The sequence below is a fragment of the Chitinophaga sp. CF118 genome (genome assembly GCF_900112615.1).
GTDB lineage: Bacteria > Bacteroidota > Bacteroidia > Chitinophagales > Chitinophagaceae > Chitinophaga.
Genome location: NZ_FOMK01000012.1, coordinates 171,218 through 191,709, shown reverse-complemented (window position 1 = coordinate 191,709; position 20,492 = coordinate 171,218). Strand labels below are relative to the sequence as shown.

Annotated in this window: 14 protein-coding genes; 7 read left to right on the top strand and 7 right to left on the bottom strand. The window is 42.0% G+C overall.

Features of this window, described 5'->3' with window-relative positions; all coding sequences use genetic code 11:
- Positions 1-89 precede the first annotated feature (89 nt).
- From BM176_RS29060 to BM176_RS29035, 6 genes are all read right to left on the bottom strand, one after another.
- A complete protein-coding gene (locus BM176_RS29060) occupies positions 90-1,124 on the bottom strand; it encodes an oxygen-dependent tRNA uridine(34) hydroxylase TrhO (RefSeq protein ID WP_090107914.1) in 1,035 nt (344 codons plus the stop codon).
- 106 nt (positions 1,125-1,230) lie between these two features.
- Entirely contained in the window at positions 1,231-1,437 is a 207-nt protein-coding gene (locus BM176_RS29055) for a hypothetical protein (protein ID WP_090107913.1), read from the bottom strand.
- An 855-nt stretch (positions 1,438-2,292) separates the two neighbouring features.
- Positions 2,293-4,818, bottom strand: a complete 2,526-nt coding sequence (locus BM176_RS29050) for a DUF5686 and carboxypeptidase regulatory-like domain-containing protein (RefSeq protein WP_090107912.1) — start codon at positions 4,816-4,818, stop codon at positions 2,293-2,295.
- Between the two features lie 3 nt (positions 4,819-4,821).
- Positions 4,822-5,181, bottom strand: a complete 360-nt coding sequence (locus BM176_RS29045; protein ID WP_090107911.1) for a hypothetical protein — start codon at positions 5,179-5,181, stop codon at positions 4,822-4,824.
- Positions 5,182-5,513: 332 nt separating this feature from the next.
- Positions 5,514-6,695: a trans-sulfuration enzyme family protein gene (locus BM176_RS29040; protein ID WP_090107910.1), complete on the bottom strand. Its 1,182-nt coding sequence runs from the start codon at positions 6,693-6,695 to the stop codon at positions 5,514-5,516.
- Positions 6,696-6,787: 92 nt separating this feature from the next.
- On the bottom strand, positions 6,788-7,207 hold the full coding sequence (locus BM176_RS29035; RefSeq protein WP_090107909.1) for an OsmC family protein: 420 nt from the start codon (positions 7,205-7,207) through the stop codon (positions 6,788-6,790).
- Positions 7,208-7,301: 94 nt separating this feature from the next.
- On the opposite strand from BM176_RS29035, the gene metX reads away from it, so the two are divergent.
- The 6 genes from metX (at position 7,302) to BM176_RS29005 (ending at position 17,344) form a co-directional block, all read left to right on the top strand.
- The gene (metX, locus tag BM176_RS29030) at positions 7,302-8,318 is read left to right on the top strand and encodes a homoserine O-acetyltransferase MetX (protein ID WP_255373606.1); all 1,017 of its coding nucleotides are present in this window, start codon (positions 7,302-7,304) and stop codon (positions 8,316-8,318) included.
- A gap of 113 nt (positions 8,319-8,431) precedes the next feature.
- Positions 8,432-8,803 (top strand): hypothetical protein, encoded by a 372-nt coding sequence (locus tag BM176_RS29025; protein WP_090107908.1) that lies wholly within the window; start codon positions 8,432-8,434, stop codon positions 8,801-8,803.
- Between the two features lie 114 nt (positions 8,804-8,917).
- Positions 8,918-10,234: a TolC family protein gene (locus BM176_RS29020; protein WP_090107907.1), complete on the top strand. Its 1,317-nt coding sequence runs from the start codon at positions 8,918-8,920 to the stop codon at positions 10,232-10,234.
- A 19-nt stretch (positions 10,235-10,253) separates the two neighbouring features.
- A complete protein-coding gene (locus tag BM176_RS29015) occupies positions 10,254-11,333 on the top strand; it encodes an efflux RND transporter periplasmic adaptor subunit (RefSeq protein ID WP_090107930.1) in 1,080 nt (359 codons plus the stop codon).
- Between the two features lie 17 nt (positions 11,334-11,350).
- Positions 11,351-14,473, top strand: a complete 3,123-nt coding sequence (locus tag BM176_RS29010; RefSeq protein ID WP_090107906.1) for an efflux RND transporter permease subunit — start codon at positions 11,351-11,353, stop codon at positions 14,471-14,473.
- Positions 14,474-14,584: 111 nt separating this feature from the next.
- Positions 14,585-17,344: a TonB-dependent receptor gene (locus BM176_RS29005; RefSeq protein ID WP_090107905.1), complete on the top strand. Its 2,760-nt coding sequence runs from the start codon at positions 14,585-14,587 to the stop codon at positions 17,342-17,344.
- Positions 17,345-17,438: 94 nt separating this feature from the next.
- On the opposite strand, the gene ychF is transcribed toward BM176_RS29005, so the two are convergent.
- Positions 17,439-18,542, bottom strand: a complete 1,104-nt coding sequence (ychF, locus tag BM176_RS29000) for a redox-regulated ATPase YchF (protein ID WP_090107904.1) — start codon at positions 18,540-18,542, stop codon at positions 17,439-17,441.
- Between the two features lie 674 nt (positions 18,543-19,216).
- Here ychF and BM176_RS28995 point away from each other — a divergent pair.
- A complete protein-coding gene (locus BM176_RS28995; protein WP_090107903.1) occupies positions 19,217-20,449 on the top strand; it encodes a nucleoside recognition domain-containing protein in 1,233 nt (410 codons plus the stop codon).
- The last annotated feature ends 43 nt before the right edge of the window (positions 20,450-20,492 follow it).

Genomic DNA, 20,492 nt, shown 5'->3' with positions numbered 1-20,492 from the left:
AGATTTTATTATTTGTTTGAACTGTTTTCATGCTCAATTACTCCGCCCCGCCGCAGAAGAAACAACGCGGGGCGGTTTTTCTTTTTTAATTATTCTTCGTTTAGCCGGGGTCTTATCCGCTGCTTTGATTTATTAAAGATCATCTGTCCCTTATCAATCCCCTTTCTCAGTTCAACTCTTTCTTCTTCCGGTAAGTGTAATACCGACTGACAGGAACTGCTGCAGCAACCTTCGTATTTTGCAGCACATTCGTCACACTGGATAAACAACAGGTGACAACCATCATTTTTACAATTGGTATGTGCATCGCAGGGTTTTCCGCACTGATGACACTGACTGATCACATCCTCTGTGATCCGCTCTCCCAGCCTGTCGTCAAATACAAAATTCTTCCCTTTGAATTTAATAGGTAATCCCTGCTCCTTTGCTTTATTCGTATATTCAATAATTCCCCCTTCCAGGTGAAATACGTTCTGGAACCCGTTATGCAACATGTAAGCAGAGGCTTTTTCACAACGAATTCCCCCAGTGCAATACATTACAATATTTTTATCTTTCTTGTCCTGCAGCATTTCCACTGCCATAGGCAATTGCTCTCTGAAGGTATCGGAAGGTACTTCGATGGCCTGTTCAAAATGCCCCACTTCATACTCATAGTGATTCCTCATGTCCACAACAATAGTATCCGGATCTTCCGTTAGCTCATTAAAAGACTGAGCATCAAGGTATTTTCCCTTGTTGGCCATGTCAAATGACGGATCTTCAATCCCATCTGCCACTATCTTTTCTCGCACTTTGATTTTCAAAACCCAGAAAGATTTGCCGTCATCATCTACTGCAATGTTCAGGCGGATACCATTCAGGAAAGATATAGTATAAAGGCAGGTTCTGAAGGCTTCAAAGTTATGCTCAGGAATACTTACCTGGGCGTTGATCCCTTCATGGGCCACATAGATGCGGCCAAATACACCCAAAGAATGCAGCTGCTCATACAACTGATTTCGGAATGCATTGGGATCCTCTATTTTTGCGTATTGATAAAAAGATGTGGTAACGCGCCGGAAAGTTTCGGCTGTCAGCCGCTCTTTGAGCACAGCTGCGGAGATTCTGTTATGTAATACCATTGGCTATAGAAATTTTAAGAACACGTGCCTTGTGAGCAAAATTTCAGTTTACCGGGCCATAAAACCCGATTTGAAGCCGCAAAGTTAACAAAATCTCTTTAAAATTTTAGCCCTGCCAGGTTTCTGTTTCCCTGGACCATTCATACAGAACTGAAGTAAGGTAATAGGCGGTAGAGCTGATAATCAGTATATAACCCACAAATCCGAGAGTCATATACTCAGCCAGTTCACTCCAATCACTTAATTGTGCTACATAAGCAAGTGTAGCCATGAGCACTCCCAGGATAAATGCGATCAATGCAATTTTTTTCATAAGGAGCCGGTTTACGATAATACAAGGGTGATCAAAATTGCCACTAATCTGGCCTGAAATATGATTATATCATGTATAACACTCTACAGTTATAAAATGTTCACCAGATAAAATCCGTAACCCGATCTTTATAACTATTTGATTATTATCGTATATAAAATATTTTTAAGTTGGCATTCTTTTTGAATTAATGAAATCGGACAGGTAAAATATTGTTTAAACCCAAAAATGTTAATTTATGAGTACAGTTTTTCTTTACCTTTTATACCTCATTGTAGGTTTATGGATATATCGCCTGCTGGCTTACTTTTACGATCGTGATCCTAAAGCAAGCTACAAAGCAAAGAAGGCTAAATAAGAAAAAACTTAGGGAAGGTCCGGAATATAAGACCTTCCCTTTTTTTCTGGAAGTATATCTCCAATAATAGTAAATCAGTTGATTTGAATATAGTTTAGCCCAATGATATCTTCTCTGGATTTAGAGACTTTCATACTCATTTGTGAACCCAGTTCCTGTTGTTTTTTCTTGAAGTCTATTCCAATTAGTTATAAATCAGCTTATTTGTGAAATAAACTACATAATAGTTTTCTGCCTGGATGTATGGCTTTCCTCTTCTTTCCCACCCGTCCATAAAGTGTATGGATATTCTGTACAAATTAAAAGTGTCTTCTGGGAGAGTTCGGAGTGAGTTCGGAGAGAGTTGATATTTGCTTCATAGGTTGAACACAGGTTGAACAGGGTTAGAACGCTTATATACGATCTAACCCTGTTCAACCTATGTTCAATGTGTGCTCAATTTGTGTTTAACCAATAGACTCACTATAATGTCTCCCCGAACTCTCCTAAATATCTTCCTATTTGTTGGGACTGGTGTTTACCATACCACCTAATAATCCGCCAAATCCTACCCGGACACCAATCTTCGTTTTATCCTGGCTCTGATATCCTGCTATTACATCTATCCTTATCAGCTTGAAAATGTTTTCAAGACCGGCAAATACCTCCACATAATTATTATTACTATTTACATAGAAGGCATTCGATCCTGCCACAAGGTTCCATTTTAACTTATTGAGTAGTGGAACTTTATTGGTAAGCAAACCATTAAAATGATGTTCTACATTGGCCGTAGCATAAAAGGGGGCAATAGTGCTGTATTTATAATAAGGAGCTAACTGGAAACTATTCAGATACTTTGTATTATAGAAGGTTTGATTACCATTGAAGTGCTGATAATCAGGCAGATCTACATGTTTGCTGTTCAGGAATCCTCCCACACCCAGCCGGTAAAAAAATTCTCCGAACAATTTCAGATTAATCTGGTCATTTACATGGAATTTCCATTTATCAAAGTCTGCATCACTGCCGGCAATGTCGTGAATCCCTTTGCTGTAACCTACACTGAATGTGGGGTATTTAGAACCAATGGGAATTTTTCTATCAGGTAATGCGATATAACGTTGCCCTGGCTGGAAAGAAAAACCCAGGTCCAGTACCAGTGCCTGGTTCCTGTTAAAAGGAATGGCCTCCAGTTCGTATGGATGATTGGGGGTGAACTGTTTATGCTCATTTTTGAAAATAACAAAGTCTGTCGTATTCTCTACCGGCAGGCGGTCTTCGTACGTTAACCCTGCCGAAATAACTGCATTGCTTTCGAACCTGCGCTTAAAGGAGATAGCCCCGAACTTGCTTTCATACAGTTTCATGAAGTTTTCCTTAAGGAACAAAGTATAGAACTCATTAGCAATCGGACTTATCGGTTCTTCATGATTGAACTGGGAAACACGCTTCCCTCCGGATAAAGTCCAGGTATTCAGGCCGTAATGACCTCCCAGCTTCCTGTCTTTAATCCAATTAATATCAGCATAAGCATTCACATGAGTATTACTGAATCCATACCGGAAGAACGGGGAAATCTTTAAGGTTTGCTCATGGGGAAGACTAAAACTGATGCTGGGTTCCACACTTAGTACCAACCCTTCTACAGTATTATACTCAAGTTGCTTAATCAATCCTTTAATATTCAGCTGATGCGAATAAATTCCGGTGTCCCTGCGAAAATAATAATGATGGTTAACTCCACTCCACAACACATTCATTGGTTTTACCGGCTTCTGTTTTTTCCGGAGAGTATCGAGTTGCCGGGAAGACTTCAAACTATCCCTGTTAGCCAGGGCAATACTATCCTTTTCATGAAAATCCTTCAGTTCTTCCTTTTCCAGTGGAACAGGCCGGATACTATCCCAGTAATTCAGCAGCTTTTTATCAAAAGCAGTATCGTACCGTAGAATTATATTGTCAAAATATTTTTTCGGGAATTCCGGATGCAGGTTGTAATTGGAATATATATTTACAAAGCTGCCAACAACATCAAAACCTAATTGTTTGATACTTATAGAGATTACCTGATCCTTTGTACGCCATACTTCATTATTCACCGGTACATGAATCTGCCGGATATGCAGAGTGTCCATCAGTTCTAACTGATAATCCTGCGTAAGCAGTAAGTCCGCACTATGAATCCGCCAGTCATCATCCGTAATAAAAATATACCCGGAAAACAGAGGCTCAAATTTTCTTCTGGGTATCACGGCTATCTTATTAACCGTTTTACCATCCTCCTGGAATACACCCTCCAGCCGGTATTTATAATAAAACAATGCATTTTCAGCTATGGGAGAGATAAATCCCCGTTTGCTGAACTGGGTAACTACAGCAGTTACATTATTATCATACAATTCTATAAATGCCGGAAAGCCAAAACCGAATCCTCCTCCACTTTGCCGGGCAGACAGCACCTCTACTTTCAGCTGATCCGGCTCCCGGAAACCAATCTTTGTCATAGACTCAGATAAGAACACCACTCCTTTCCCTGATGAATCCAACCCCATATCGGCCTTATCTACTTTTTGTCCTAATACCTGATTAGGTACATTCCGGACTTTAAACATCCCTTTAATATAGTCATTACAGGTATACTCCTTTACCTGATGTCTATAGTAATCCCTCTTTTTAATGGCCTGCCGGATAATAGCATAAGCAGGATCTTCCCCATCAGACTTTACCACTACCTCTTTGATCTGCAGACTTTGTGGCGACAAGCTAATATCAATCACCTGGTCATTTCCCGCAATAGTCACCTGCTTCTCTGCCTTAATGTATCCCATATACTGGCATACAATGGTATAGTTCCCATCAGGTAATTCCAGATGGTATTGTCCATCGGCATTTGTAGTGGTACCAGCAGTAGTTCCTTTGATAAAAAGTGTAGCAAATGGTAAAGGCTCATGCCGCTCATTCGTGACCTTACCACGGATAACACCAGCCTGACAATAATAGCAACTGAAGAAAAAAATGAGAGCTAGTACATTTCTAAGCATATCCTATTGGGCCGTTTTATCTTTTCTGTAGCGGAGAAAACTGCCAGACAGGCCGCCCAGGCCGGCAGTAATACCACCAATCAAGGCGCTCACCATGCATATCAGCATTGGATTTCTTACTTTCAGGATCATTTCACTCATACGGTTGCCCAGGATATGGTCATTACGTACATCCATGAAAAAGGCCAATGCCAGCCAGAGTAGAAATACAGCAATAAATCCGTTTAAGAAAGAACGCAATGGAGGAAGAGGAATGAGTACTGCTACTAAGAATGCAGCAACTGCTACTGTCCACCAGGTTAAAAAAAGGCCACCTAAGTAGCTGAGTATAACAATAAGTATAAAACGGGGAAAGGATTTCATGATAGAAAGATAAGAAAAAATATAGATTGGTTATGCAGTGTACAAGGTCATGATTTCTTTTTCAACCATAACATCTAAAAGAAACGTGATTGCTGATGATCATCTGCCATGAGACCCTGATAAAAATCTTCCTCAAGCTAAATTAAGAGGCAAAACAAAGCTAAAAGATGTGCAGATAGCGTGTGATTGGTAATGATCAATAAATACACCTCATCTGCCGTGATGACCAGGTAAAGTTCAATAAAGTTTTAATCTAAAACCTTATCCCAACGCCAAATTAAGAAACAAAACAGGCAGATGCAGTGAATTTATTGATCATTACCAATCTATAGCTATTTACTTTTTTCCAGCGCCTGTTGGATGTCCTCTATGATATCCAACACATTCTCAAGCCCTACGGAAATACGTATCAATCCTGGAGTTATTCCCACCTTCAGGCGTTCTTCATCTGTCAGTTTGGCATGGGTTGTACTGGAAGGATGTGAGGCTATACTGCGACTGTCGCCGAGATTAGCTGTAAGACTCAGCATTTTCAGGGCGTCAAGGAAACGTACCCCGCTTTGTAATCCGCCTTTCAGTTCAAAGCATACAATACCGCCACCACCACTCATTTGTTTCTTAGCAATGTGGTGCTGTGGATGACTTTCCAGCATTGGGTATTTTACCCATTGCAGCAAAGGATGACCTTCCAGTGCCTTAGCTAATGTTAGTGCACTCTGTGAATGGCGTTCCATCCGGATATGCAGGGTTTCCAGGCTTTTACTTAGTACCCACGCATTAAATGGAGACATCGCAGGACCTGTACTACGGCAGAAAGTATGCACTTCTTTAATAAGGTCTTTCCTGCCTACCACTACTCCACCCAATACACGCCCCTGGCCGTCCATCCATTTGGTGGCAGAGTGCGTAACAATATGGGCTCCATCTTCAATAGGCCGTTGTAATACCGGTGTAGCAAAACAGTTGTCTACGTTCAGAATAATATTATGCTTGTTGGCAATGGCAGCCAGCAGGCTGATATCGATGATTTCCAGTCCCGGGTTAGAAGGACTTTCCACAAAGATCATTTTTGTATTAGGCTTGATGAGAGCCTCAATGCTTTCTGGCTTATTGATGTCAAAATAGCTGTATTCAATGCCCCATTTAGGCAGGAATTTAGTGATTACGGTATGGGTAGAGCCAAATATTGAACTGGCAGAGAGCAGATGATCACCTGCTTTCAGCAAAGCCATAAAACTGGCAAATACGGCACTCATTCCTGAAGCTGTAGCATATCCGGCCTCCGCTTTTTCCAGTGAACATACCTTCTCTACGAACTCGTCCACATTTGGATTACTGAAACGGGTGTAGATATTATTATCTGTTTCATCGGCAAATGTTGCCCGCATTTCTTCCGCACTATCATAAGTAAAACTGGAGGTCAGGAACAAGGGGGTGGAATGTTCCATTTGCCAGGTTCTCTCTGTCTGTATCCTTACTGCATTTGTTTCCGGGCGATACTGATCTTTCTCCATTTGTGGTTTATTTATGTATAATTGACTAAGTCAATAAAATAACATTTACTATTTGCGCCATTTAATTGACTTAGTCAATATGATTAGCGTAATTAAGCGTTCAGCCTGGTTTCCCAGGTTAGATTGCCTCCTGCCTGACGCAGGGTTTCAGCTACAGAGCAATATTTGTTCATTGAAAGTTCCACGGCACGGGCTGCTTTATCCGGATCGATATCTCCTGTAAGATGGAAGATCAGGTGTATGGTTTCCCAAAGAGATGGTTCCTTTCCTTTTTCTCTTTCTCCTTCAATTTCGATGCGGAAATCTTTGACTTCCTGCCGTTGCTTTTTCAGGATCATGGCAACGTCTATTGCAGAGCAGCCACCTAATCCCATCAGTAACATCTGCATGGGTCTTACTCCATTGTTTTTACCGCCATTTTCAACGGAAGAATCCATCAGCACCTTATGCCCACCTTCGTCTACAGCTTCCATATTGAACGCATCATCTAATCTCTGTAGTGATATCTTCATATTTCACATTGTTTATCATACAAATATAACACAAGAAGAGAAAACATCCTTTTCTCCTTTCTTGTGTTATATTTGCGCAAATTTTTCCGGGGTTTTGGCGGCACAGATCTATCATAACAATCAGGCATTTACCTTAGAATCCGGCGTTATATTGCCGGAATTAAATATAGCTTACCATACTTATGGCCACCTTAACAGTACTGGCAGTAATGTAGTATGGATCTGTCATGCTCTGACAGCAAACGCGGATGTGACCGATTGGTGGCAAGGGCTTGTAGGCCCGGACAAACCAATTGATCCGGCTCAGCATTTTATTATATGCGCAAACATTCTGGGCTCCTGTTACGGTTCCTCCGGACCACTTTCCATTAACCCGGCAACGAATGAACCTTATTATCACTCCTTTCCGCAGGTAACTGTAAGGGATATGGTAAAAGCACATGTATTATTACGTAAACATCTGGGTATAGAACAGATCCACATTCTTGTAGGCGGTTCTATGGGTGGATATCAGGCACTTGAATGGGGGCTACTGGAACCTGAAAGAATTCAGCGGTTATGCCTTTTAAGTACCGGTGCGGCAGAAAGTGCCTGGGGAATCGGGATCCATACCGCCCAGCGACTGGCTATCCAGGCAGATAGTACCTGGCAGGATAACTTCCCCGAAGCTGGTGCCAACGGACTGAAGGCTGCAAGAGCCATCGGCATGATCACCTATCGTAATTACCAGACCTTTGTACGCACACAGTCCGACCCCGATAAAGAAAAGACAGACAATTTTCTTGCAACTTCATATATCAATTACCAGGGCAATAAACTGGTGAAACGTTTCAATGCACAATGTTACTGGCTGCTCACCAAAGCGATGGATAGCCATAATATTTCACGTGGCCGTACCACAGATCTGGCAGGTACTCTGGCACTGCTCAAACAGCCGGCTCTCATCATTGGTATTACCAGCGATATTCTTTGTCCGCCGGAAGAACAACTCTTTCTCTCTCAGCATTTACCGCATGCTACCTATCACGAAATAGACTCTTCGTATGGGCATGACGGGTTCCTTATTGAATTTGAAAAAATAGGCAAAATCCTATGTGATTGGCTGAAATAATGGTGTTATTACAATCCTGTCAATGCGTTAAAATCTGATTAAAACGGTCTTAAAATTCATTAAGCCATACTGATATCTAATGTGACCAATCTATATTTGTGTTGTATTAGAGTATGGTAAAGACTATCGCCTACATATTGCTTTTTGTTCATATCAATACAACCCTGTTTATTCCTGTGGTTGATGAAAAAGATATGTATGATGTCTGTGGCAGGCAGATAGATGATGTTAACACCATCTTTGAATATATAGACCAGGTGATATTAGGACATACGGATTACACACCAGAGGATGAGGATGATGATCAGCCTCATTACTTCACCGGCAGTTCCGGGATCTCTTATTATATCTCCTGTCAGGAACAAACTGTATGTTGTATAAATGAACCAACAACAAAGGAACTGGCAGTGGCCTATCCCCTGTCTCCCGTACAGAAAACGAGTTCTATAGCATACGATATTCTTACACCACCACCGGAAGTATAACTTCCGCTTCTGTCAACTTAATTTCTTATGACTGACCAGTGATGGCTGCTCCTTTGGGGTGGCCAACTGGCCAATCTATGCGAAGATTTAAAATTGTATTAAAATTAAATATAGATGTATAGTCGGGATTCTCAACCTTTACACCGCCCCTGGAATGTAGCAAGTAATAAGATTCTTGCCTGCTGCCTGTTCATTCTGCTGGCCCATACGTCAGTACGTGCACAGGATACATTGCATATTACCCTGCAGGCAGCTGAAAAACAGTTCCTTGATAAAAACCTTCAGTTGCTGGCAGAAAAGTACAATGTATCTATTGCCCGCGCACAAATCATTCAGGCCAGGTTGTACAACAACCCTAACCTGCAACTGAGTGGTAATCTTTACAACCCGGACCGCAAAAAGTACTTTGATATTAGTAATCAAACCGGGCAGTATGATGTAAGTATCCAGCAAATGATTTCCCTGGCGGGCAAAAGGAACAAACAGGTTAAAATAGCGCAAACCAATGCTGCTATGGCTGAAAACTCCTTTTTCGACCTGCTGCGAACTTTGCGTTTCACACTCCGCAGCAATTTTTACCAGGCTTACTTTCTGCAAAACTCTATGAATGCCTATGCAGAACAGATCGCTTCCCTTGAAAAGATGGATGCTACCTATAAGGATCTGCAAACTAAAGGGCTAGTAACATTGAAAGATGCTGTACGCCTGCGTTCATTATTATATAGCCTGAAAGCAGAAAGGACTTCCCTGCAAAACCAGGTGAATGATCTGGAATCAGAAATCCAACTGTTATTACAGAATAACAAAACCTGGTATGCCCTGGATGTGCCGGCAGATGTAATGGCCAACATTCCTGCTATAAGACAAACACCCTTGCAAAGCCTGGTAGACAGCGCTTACCTGAACAGACAGGATCTTGCACTCGCAAAGAACAGTCAGCTGTACAATGAACAGAATTACAAACTACAAAAAGCAATAGCAGTTCCAGACCTTACTCTGGGTGCTGAATTTGATAAAAGAGGCAGTTTCGTTAATAATGCCAGCTTCCTGACTGTAGGCATGGACCTTCCCTTCTTTAACAGAAATCAGGGGAATATTAAGGCTGCTAAATACAGCATTGATCAGACTAAGCTGCAGGTACAACAACAGATGATGACTGTAGAGAATGAAGTACAGACAGCCTATTCCAAAGCATTAAATACCGATAAGATGCTGGAATCTATTGATCCGGGTTTCCGCGGTGACTTTGAACAGCTGTTACATAATATCAATGATAATTTCCTTAAAAAGAATATCAGCCTGCTGGAACTCACAGATTTCTATGATTCTTATAAAGAAAACCTGCTGCAAATAAATCAACTGCAAAACGACCGTATGCAGGCAATAGAAACGCTGAATTTTGCTGTTGGTAAAACCTTGTTCAATAATTAATTACAACTGAAAAATGATCATGAAACCTTTTACTATATATATCGCTCCTTTTGCTTTTGTATGTATGCTTACAGCTTGTGGTGCTCATCCGGAGGAACTTCCTAAAAACGATGCGCTCATTTCTGATAGCCTGTTTAAGAATGTACCAACATCCCCCGCTACTTTTGAACAACCTTCAGAATCTATTAAACTAAATGGTAAGATAGAACCGAATGAAAGCAAAGAAGCAAAAGTATATGCCCTGGTAAGCGGTAAAATCAAAACCGTACACGTTGAAATGGGCGATTACGTAAAACAGGGCCAGGTATTGGCTGTTTTACAGAGTACAGAAGTTGCCGGCATATCTAACGATGTATCTGTTGGAGAATCAAGTGTGGAACTGGCAAAGAAGAATATGGAAACGAAAAAAGAACTGTTCGAAAGCAATCTCGCTACGCAACAGGACTATTTAAGCGCACAGATAGACTACAAAAAAGCTGTGTCAGAACTGAACCGTGCAAAAAGTGTAGCATCTATCACCGGCGGTACCAGTTCCTCTTACACGCTAACAGCTCCTATCAGCGGTTATGTGATTGAGAAGAATATTTCCAACAACTCTGAAGTACGTCAGGATAATAACGCCAATCTCTTCACCATAGCAGATCTTTCCAATGTATGGATCATTGCTAACGTATATGAGGCAGACATTTCAAGTATCCGTTTAGGAGATGAAGTACGTGTAACCACACTGGCTAATCCTGAAAAAGATTATGTGGGTAAAATAGATAAAGTATACAACGTACTTGATCCGGCTAACCGTACAATGAAAGTGCGCATCAGTATGTCAAATGAAAATGGTGAACTGAAACCTGAAATGTTTGCTACGATTAAAGTAAGTACCAAGCCATCCGCCAGTATGCTCAGCATTCCTGCGAACGCGATTGTAATGGATAACAGCAAACAATATGTCGTAGTGAAAAAGGCCTCCGGTCTGGAAATCCGTGAGATTAAATTACTCCGCAGAATTGAGGATAAGTCTTTCGTTACCGGCCTGCAGGCGGGCGACCAGGTAGTAACCAGCTCACAGGTATTTATTTACGATGCTCTAAATGTTCAATAGCCAAGAAGCAGAATCTTATGCAAAAAGTCATAAAAAGTATTATTGCCTTTTCCTTAAAGAACCGGCTGTTTATAGGGTTTGCGACCATAGCGCTTATTATATGGGGGATCATCTCATTTAAGAATATCCCTATCGAAGCATTCCCGGATGTTACCAATACACAGATCACTATTATTACACAATGGCCGGGTAGAAGTGCGGAGGAAGTAGAAAAATTCGTAACCGTTCCCATTGAAATAGCTATGAATCCGGTACAGAAAAAATCATCTGTACGTTCTACTACAGTGTTTGGTCTGTCTGTTGTTAAAGTTATTTTCGATGATGGTGTGGACGATGCTTTTGCCCGCCAGCAGGTAAATAACCTGTTACGTGATGTGGAAGTACCGGATGGTGCGGACCCAGATGTACAACCGCCTACCGGCCCTACGGGTGAAATATTCCGGTATACGCTGGAAAGCAAAACTAAAACAGTAAAGGAACTGAAAACATTGCAGGACTGGGTGATAGAACGCCGCTTGTTAAATGTTCCTGGTGTAGGTGATGTGGTGAGCTTTGGTGGTGAAGTGAAAACTTATGAGATCACCGTGAATCCACAAAAGCTGGCTTCTTATGATATTACACCGCTGGATGTATACAATGCCATTTCCAAAAGTAATATCAATGTGGGTGGCGATGTGATTGTAGATAATTCACAGGCTTATGTTGTGCGTGGTATCGGGTTGCTGAATAACGCAGAAGAAATAGGTAACATCATTGTAGATAATATCAATAATACACCTATCCTGGTTAAAGATATTGCCTCTGTAGATGTTTCCAATCTTCCCCGTCTTGGACAGGTAGGTCGTGATAATCAGAATGATGTAGTAGAAGGTATCATCGTGATGCGTAAAGGGGAAAACCCCAGTGATGTGATCAAACGTGTACAGGAAAGAATTGCCTATCTGAATGATAAGGTGTTGCCTTCCGATGTAAAAATCAATACATTCTACAATCGTAGTGATCTGATTGAATTTGCTACACATACCGTATTACACAACATGCTGGAAGGGATCATTTTTGTAACGGTGATCGTATTCCTGTTCATGGCCGACTGGCGTACTACCGTAATCGTAGCTATGGTGATCCCACTGGCTTTATTGTTCGCATTCATCTGTCTGACATTAAGGGGGATGTCTGCCAACCTGCTGTCGATGGGCGCTATCGACTTTGGTATTATCATAGACGGGGCCGTTGTGATGGTTGAAGGGATCTTCGTAATTCTTGATGAACGCTCGCATAAAGTAGGAATGGAACGGTTTAATAAACTGTCCAAACTGGGGATCATCAAAAATACCGGTGGTGAACTGGGTAAAGCGATCTTCTTCTCTAAACTGATCATCATTGCGGCATTACTGCCTATCTTCTCTTTCGAAAAGGTAGAAGGTAAAATGTTCTCTCCGCTGGCATGGACACTGGGCTTCGCATTATTGGGAGCACTGATCCTCACGTTGACACTGGTACCGCTACTGAGCAGTATTTTACTCCGCAAAAATGTAAAAGAAAAGCATAACATCTTTGTAGAAGGTATTACCAACGGGGTCATGAAAATGTTCTCATGGACCTACCATCATAAACGCATCTCATTAATGCTTGGTGTTATAGCGGTCGTAGTTGGTTTATTCTGCTTCAGATTCCTGGGTAGTGAGTTCCTGCCCGAACTGGATGAAGGTGCCATTTATATCCGTGCTACCTGCCCGCTCAGCGTATCTCTGGATGAATCCAAGGTGCTGGCCAATAAGATGCGGCGTATCATTCTTGCTTTCCCGGAAGTGAAACAGGTGATGTCGCAAACAGGCCGTCCGAATGATGGTACAGATGCTACCGGTTTCTATAACATAGAATTCCATGTGGATATTTATCCTAAGAAACAATGGAAGAGCGGTATTACAAAGGAGGAACTGATTGATAAAATGCAACAGAAGCTGGCCGTATATCCGGGTATTAACCTCAACTTCTCACAGCCTATTATGGATAATGTGGAAGAAGCAGTATCCGGTGTGAAAGGATCTTTATGTGTTAAGATTTATGGCGACAGTCTTACCTATACAGAAGGCAAGGCCAACCAGGTGTACGATATCATGAAGAAGATCCAGGGCGTGGAAGATCTAGGTGTGATAAAGAATATTGGTCAGCCGGAAATGCGTATCGAACTGGATGAAAATAAGATGGCATTATATGGTGTAACCACTGCCGATGCCAATGCTATCATTGAAATGGCTATTGGCGGTAAAGCCGTTACGCAGATCTATGAAGGGGAACGTAAATTCCAGCTGCGCCTGCGGTATGAGGAAAAATACCGTAACACCGCAGAAAGCATCAGTGACCTGATGGTTCCTACCATACGGGGTGCACGGGTGCCGATCAAGAACATTGCGACTATCAGAACACTGACCGGTCCAAGTATCATTTTCAGAGATGATAACAGACGTTATACTGCCGTAAAATTCTCTATCCGTGGCCGTGATATGGGAAGTGTAATTGCCGAAGCACAGGCTAAGGTAGATAAACAGGTAAAACTGGATAAAGGATATGAAATGCAGTGGGCGGGCGACTTTGAAAATCAGCAGCGTGCTACCAAACGTCTTACACAGGTCGTTCCCGTCAGTTTGGGCATTATCTTCCTGATCCTGTTTATCATGTTCGGAAATGTGAAAGATGCAGGGATGGTATTACTGAATGTGCCGTTTGCTATCATCGGTGGTATTGCGGCGCTTCTGATATCGGGAACCAACTTCAGTATATCCGCAGGTATCGGTTTCATTGCCCTCTTTGGGATCTGTATTCAGAACGGGGTGATCCTGATTTCTGTATTCAAGAACAATATGCAGAAGGTGAAAAAGCATGAATTTAACAAGCATACACTGGAAGTAGCTATTCGCGATGGGGTACGTACCAGGGTACGCCCTGTAGTTATGACTGCTCTGATGGCTGCTATCGGTTTGCTGCCAGCTGCATTATCAAAAGGGATAGGTTCTGAAACTTCAAAACCACTGGCTATCGTAGTAATTGGAGGGTTAATTACAGCTACCGTATTAACATTGCTGGTATTTCCGCTCTTCTTCTACCTCGGGTATAGGAAAGTAGGGCAGAAAATGGATTAGAAAATAGGGAGATTATATATAAAAAGTCCGCAGTCCATCAGTGACTGTGGACTTTTTTTGCTTATATTTAAGTACTATATTACCCAAAGACCCAACAAAAATATCCACAATATGAAGTTATCTTTACAAAAAACATGCTCGTGTTTCCTGTTATTGTTGCTCAACCTGTATGCTGTTAATTTATCTGCGCAGCAACAAAATGTTATCACAGGTACAGTTACCAATAATGCCACAGGCGCACCATTGCCAGGTGTATCTGTTAGTTTGAAAGGTACCAGACTAGGTACTGTTTCAGATGAAAGTGGACATTTTAAACTGAATACCTCCCGTCCTTTTCCAGTAACACTTATCTTTTCGTCCGTAGGATTCAGCACTCAGCAGGTAGTGGTGAACAGCTCTACCGATGTAGCTGTAACACTTTCCTCTACGGAAATACTCGGCAATGAAGTCGTAGTAGCGGCCAGCCGTGTATCAGAAAGTATCCTGGAATCTCCTGTATCTATTGAAAAACTGAATTTAACGGCCATCCGTGAAACGGCTGCTCCCAGTTTCTACGACGCGCTCCCCTCTTTAAAAGGTGTGGAGTCGAGTGTACAGAGCCTGAGTTTTCGTACGGTCACTACCCGGGGGTTCAATACCAATGGTAATACCCGTTTCAATCAGTTGATGGATGGAATGGATAACCAGGCACCCGGACTGAACTTCTCTGTAGGTAATATAGTAGGGGTCTCTGAGCTGGACCTGGCTTCTGTGGAACTGCTACCCGGTGCGTCTTCTGCATTATATGGCGCTGGTGGTATGAACGGTACTTTGCTGATGACCAGCAAAAACCCGTTTGAGTATCAGGGCCTCAGTGTTAAATTACAGGCCGGCGTTAACCATCTCGGGACGGTGCAGCAATCCAGTGTTGGGTTCATTCCTGATGTAACAGCCCGTTATGCAAAGGCATTTGGCCGCTTTGCTTTTAAAGTGAACTTCGGCTATATGCAGGCAAACGACTGGCAGGCACAGGATTCTACAAATTTTGACCGTCTGAATATTAAAACGAAAGCCGGATTCTCTCACGCTACAGATCCCAACTATGATGGGATCAATGTATATGGTGATGAAATAACTACCAAATTTGGTGCTACCGCAGGTTTATTAAATGGTGTGTCTGTTTCCCGTACAGGCTACCGCGAAAAAGACCTCGTGGATTATAATACCAAAAGCCTGAAAACAGGATTGGCATTTCATTATAAGATTACAGATAATATAGAGGCCATTCTGCAAGGAAACTGGGGCTCCGGCACTACTGTGTATACAGGGTCTGACCGCTATTCACTGCGTAAGTTCAACCTGGGACAATACAAACTGGAACTGAGAGGCAAACGCTTTTTCCTCCGGGGGTACACTACACAGGAACGTTCCGGAGAGGCATATAATGCCACCGCACTGGGTACATTACTGAACGAGACTTACAATCAAAGTGCGGTCACCGATGCAAATGGTAATGTAATCGGAGGCTGGTTTGCAGAATATGCAACTGTCTATAACCAGGCAAGAGCGGGTATATTCGCGGGTGCTCCTGGTGTTAAAACAGATGCAGAAGCCCATGCAATTGCAAGAGGATATGCAGACCGTGCCCGTTTGCAACCCGGTTCAACGGCATTCAACACCGCTAAAGACGCAATCACAAATCGTTACATAGGTTTTGGTGCCGGAAGGAATGGCGCCAAATTCAATGATAAAACCAATCTCTATCATTATGAAGGATTCTATGACTTTTCAGATCATATAAAAGTTTTTGAATTACAGGCAGGAGCTTCCTTCCGCCGTTATTCACTGAACTCAGATGGTACTATATTTGATGATGCAGCCGGAAGGATTAAGGTAGATGAATATGGTGGTTTTTTACAGGCCAGTAAAAAACTGGTGAACGACCGTATTAAACTGACGGCTTCTGTACGTTATGATAAGAACGAGAACTTTGACGGGAGGTTTACACCACGTATTTCCGGTGTATTCACCGTTGCTCCTCAACATAACATCCGCCTCTCTTTCCAGACAGCTTACCGGAACCCAACTAACCAGGATCAGTACATAGATTTGCCTATACGTTCAAATACACGACTGATCGGCGGATTACCGGAAATGCTTACTAAATACGATCTGTATAACAACAAAGGGTATACACAAGCCAGTGTACAGCGTTATGCGGCGGCAGGCGATCCTTCCCTCCTTCAAACATATACTTTTGGCAAGTTCAAACCAGAAAGTGTGAAGGCTTATGAAATCGGTTATAAGGGTCTGATAAAGAACCGCCTGTTAATAGACGTTTATTATTATTACAGTTCTTATAAGAACTTCCTCTCCTACCTGGTTTTGCTGCAGCCTACACAACCACTGGCGCAGGACCCGGCTTTCAACAGGGCTAATATCTTTGCTACATACGTGAACAATCCTTCCGATGTTAAAACACAGGGTGGTGCATTAGGATTGGATTACCTGATTAAAACCTGGACGCTTTCTGGTAACTTCTCCTATAATGATATCACTAAAGAATCTGATGGACTCGCTACCGCCTTTAATACCCCAAAGTATCGTTTTAACTTAGGTGTTTCCAACAGGAACGTATATAAGAATATAGGATTTAATGTCACCTATCGCTGGCAGGACGCTTTTTTATGGAATTCCAGTTTCGTGACCGGCAATGTTTCTGCCTATGGTACCCTGGATGCTCAGGTAAACTACAAGATTCCAAAAGCTAAAGCAACGATCAAACTGGGTGGATCTAATATTACCAACCACTATTACCAGACATCTTTAGGTAATCCAACAGTGGGCGGTATCTATTATGTATCACTGCTGTTTGATGAAGTATTTAAATAAATAATGAACATCTCTAAATAGACGACGTCCCGGGCACTATGCCCGGGACGTCTGATTTGTTGTAACCCTCAGCTGCATTTAGCACTGAAGTATCTTATACGTTGAAGCGGAAATGCATTACATCTCCATCAGCAACTACATATTCTTTACCTTCTATACGCAAACGGCCATTATCACGCGCGGCCGCTTCTGAACCATATTTTACAAAGTCTTCATAAGCAATTACCTCTGCTTTAATGAAACCCTTTTCAAAATCCGTGTGAATCACACTGGCAGATGCCGGCGCTTTCCAGCCTCTAAGGATAGTCCATGCCCGTACTTCCTGTACACCAGCAGTAAAATAAGTGATCAGGTTCAGCAGATTATAAGCAGAGCGGATCAGGCGGTTCAAACCTGGTTCAGCCAGTTTATATTCTTCCAGGAAGAGTGCCTTATCATCAGGATCTTCCATTTCGGAGATCTGTGCTTCAATGTTATTGTTCATAATGATCACCTGTGCACCTTCTGCTTTTACAGATTCCTGTAATTGCTCGGAGTACTTGTTGCCGGTGTGCATGGATGCTTCATCCACGTTCGCAACATATAATACCGGTTTTGCGGTGAGCAGCATCAGATCTGCAATAGCAGAACTGTCTTCTTTGCTCAGCCCCAGTTCACGGATATTACGCCCTTTTTCCAGGTGTTCCTGACACTGTTTCAGAATTTCGAACTCTTTCTTAGCCTTTGGATCTCCACCGGTTTTAGCCATCTTTTCAGTACGGGCAACCTTTCTTTCTACACTTTCCAGGTCTTTCAGCTGCAGTTCGGTATCAATAATTTCCTTATCGCTCACAGGATTGATAGCACCTTCTTCTCTTAAGATATTATCGTCTTCGAAGCAGCGGATCACATGCACGATGGCATCTACTTCACGAATGTTAGCCAGAAACTTGTTTCCCAGTCCTTCTCCCTTGCTTGCACCTTTTACGAGACCGGCAATGTCCACAAATTCGATAGTGGTAGGAACTACGCGATTGGGCTTTACAAGCTCCTCCAGTTTATATAAACGTTCGTCCGGTACATCTACCGAGCCTACGTTGGGTTCTATTGTACAGAAACGGTAATTGCTGGCCTGTGCTTTGGCACTATTGCTTACCGCATTAAATAATGTCGACTTCCCTACATTCGGCAATCCAACAATTCCAGCTTGTAACGCCATTTTTTAAAATTTGCGCGAAGATAATACTTTTTCTGCTTTTGCAGAAAGCGCTGCCTAAAAGATCATTACCTGGTTCTTTTGGGATTTCTGACAGGTCTTTTATGGCTCACTATCATCATCTGGTCTAAATATGATGTCCATTACCATAAAAATAACCACATTGATTATATATACCATATACATTATCTAAAATTTAAATTATTCCTGTCTAGCTGTAAAAACCATGAGAAATGAAGTCAATAAATCGGTGGAAAGTCTTTGACATTAAGGATTACAGAGAGATAAAGCATATGTGAAGCATATATAAAGCATAAACAAAGCATACTTCCAGAGATATGCTTTATATATGCTTAAAAAATAGTTCATCTATCCTTTAAAACACAAAATCATGTCTTATCCGGCAACTATTAGGAAGGGTTAAATTTTAAGCCTGTATTCCATGAAAGAGTTTTTCTCCTGAAATTACATTCTAAATAATTGTGAATCAATAGATTTATGAAATAACTTGACGCGAATATTTTCTACCTGGATTGATACTCAGTTGAGAACGCGGATATACAGTCACTTAATCAATTCTCTCCAAATTCTGTTTATAAGCGATTATATTACACATAAAACAATTTGTACTTTTAATATTTGCATTAGATTTGAAGGATCGTACCTAACTTGTATATATGGCTTTAAACTACGTATGGCTGGCTTTTTTCCTGATCTCTTTTGTGGTGGCACTTTTTCGCCTGATAGTACTTCATGATACGGCTGTATTTTCCAATGTCATGTCCGGCATGTTTGACAGTGCCAAAACCGGGGCCGAAATTTCCCTGGGCTTGGCGGGCATCATGACCTTCTGGTTAGGAATCATGCGTGTGGGGGAAAAAGCTGGTATGATCAAACTGTTTGCCAAAGCTGTAGACCCCTTCTTTTCAAAGTTATTTCCAGGTATCCCAAAAAACAATCCTGCCATGGGCTCTATCCTGATGAATTTTAGTGCTACAGCCCTAGGACTGGACAATGCGGCTACTCCCCTCGGACTTAAGGCCATGAAGGAGTTACAGGATATCAACCCGGAAAAGGAAGTCGCCACAAACGCTCAGATCATGTTCCTGGTGCTGAATACGGCTGGCATTACCATCATTCCGACCTCTGTTATTGCTATCCGGCTGGCCAGTGGTGCGGCAAATGCAGCAGACATATTTATCCCCTCTCTTATAGGTACTCTCATTTCTTTTATATCTGGTATGATAGCTGTTGCCATCTATCAGCGCATTAACCTCTTCAGATTACCAATCCTGGTATTTGTGGGTGGCCTTGCAGCCCTTATGACGGCGCTCTATTTTGGGATGCATAATCTTCCACCCGACCAGATCGCCGTTTATACCGCACTCATTGGAGGATTACTCATTTTTTCTGTGATCGTATCGTTCCTGGTTATGGCTATGATCAGTAAGATCAATGCCTATGAGGTATTTATAGAAGGTGCTAAAGAAGGTTTCCAGGTATCTATTATGATTATCCCCTATCTGGTAGCTATGCTGGTAGGGATCAGTGCATTCCGCAATACCGGTTGTATGGATTATGTGGTGAACGCAATTGGTAGTTTATTCGCATGGATGGGATTGAATACAGACTTTGTACCTGCTCTTCCTGTTGGCCTCATGAAAACTTTCAGCGGTGGTGCTGCCCGTGGTCTGATGATAGATGTCATCAAACATTATGGTGTGGATTCCTTCCAGGGACGGCTGGCATGTATTATCCAGGGATCTACTGAAACTACCTTTTATGTACTGGCAGTATACTTCGGCTCTGTAAATATCAAAAATACCCGCTATGCACTTACCTGCGGACTAATTGCCGATTTTGTAGGAGTGGTATGTGCCATTATAATCGGATATATTTTCTTTCATTGATAAAAAATCATACGTATATTGGACATTACCACCGTCACCTATT

Excerpts from the sequence above, each read along its gene's own strand:
- BM176_RS29060 (WP_090107914.1), bottom strand. The coding sequence starts at position 1,124 with ATGGTATTACATAACAGAATCTCCGCAGCTGTGCTCAAAGAGCGGCTG.
- BM176_RS29055 (WP_090107913.1), bottom strand. The coding sequence starts at position 1,437 with ATGAAAAAAATTGCATTGATCGCATTTATCCTGGGAGTGCTCATGGCT.
- BM176_RS29050 (WP_090107912.1), bottom strand. The coding sequence starts at position 4,818 with ATGCTTAGAAATGTACTAGCTCTCATTTTTTTCTTCAGTTGCTATTAT.
- BM176_RS29045 (WP_090107911.1), bottom strand. The coding sequence starts at position 5,181 with ATGAAATCCTTTCCCCGTTTTATACTTATTGTTATACTCAGCTACTTA.
- BM176_RS29040 (WP_090107910.1), bottom strand. The coding sequence starts at position 6,695 with ATGGAGAAAGATCAGTATCGCCCGGAAACAAATGCAGTAAGGATACAG.
- BM176_RS29035 (WP_090107909.1), bottom strand. The coding sequence starts at position 7,207 with ATGAAGATATCACTACAGAGATTAGATGATGCGTTCAATATGGAAGCT.
- BM176_RS29025 (WP_090107908.1), top strand. The coding sequence starts at position 8,432 with ATGGTAAAGACTATCGCCTACATATTGCTTTTTGTTCATATCAATACA.
- BM176_RS29020 (WP_090107907.1), top strand. The coding sequence starts at position 8,918 with ATGTATAGTCGGGATTCTCAACCTTTACACCGCCCCTGGAATGTAGCA.
- BM176_RS29015 (WP_090107930.1), top strand. The coding sequence starts at position 10,254 with ATGAAACCTTTTACTATATATATCGCTCCTTTTGCTTTTGTATGTATG.
- BM176_RS29010 (WP_090107906.1), top strand. The coding sequence starts at position 11,351 with ATGCAAAAAGTCATAAAAAGTATTATTGCCTTTTCCTTAAAGAACCGG.
- BM176_RS29005 (WP_090107905.1), top strand. The coding sequence starts at position 14,585 with ATGAAGTTATCTTTACAAAAAACATGCTCGTGTTTCCTGTTATTGTTG.
- ychF (WP_090107904.1), bottom strand. The coding sequence starts at position 18,542 with ATGGCGTTACAAGCTGGAATTGTTGGATTGCCGAATGTAGGGAAGTCG.
- BM176_RS28995 (WP_090107903.1), top strand. The coding sequence starts at position 19,217 with ATGGCTTTAAACTACGTATGGCTGGCTTTTTTCCTGATCTCTTTTGTG.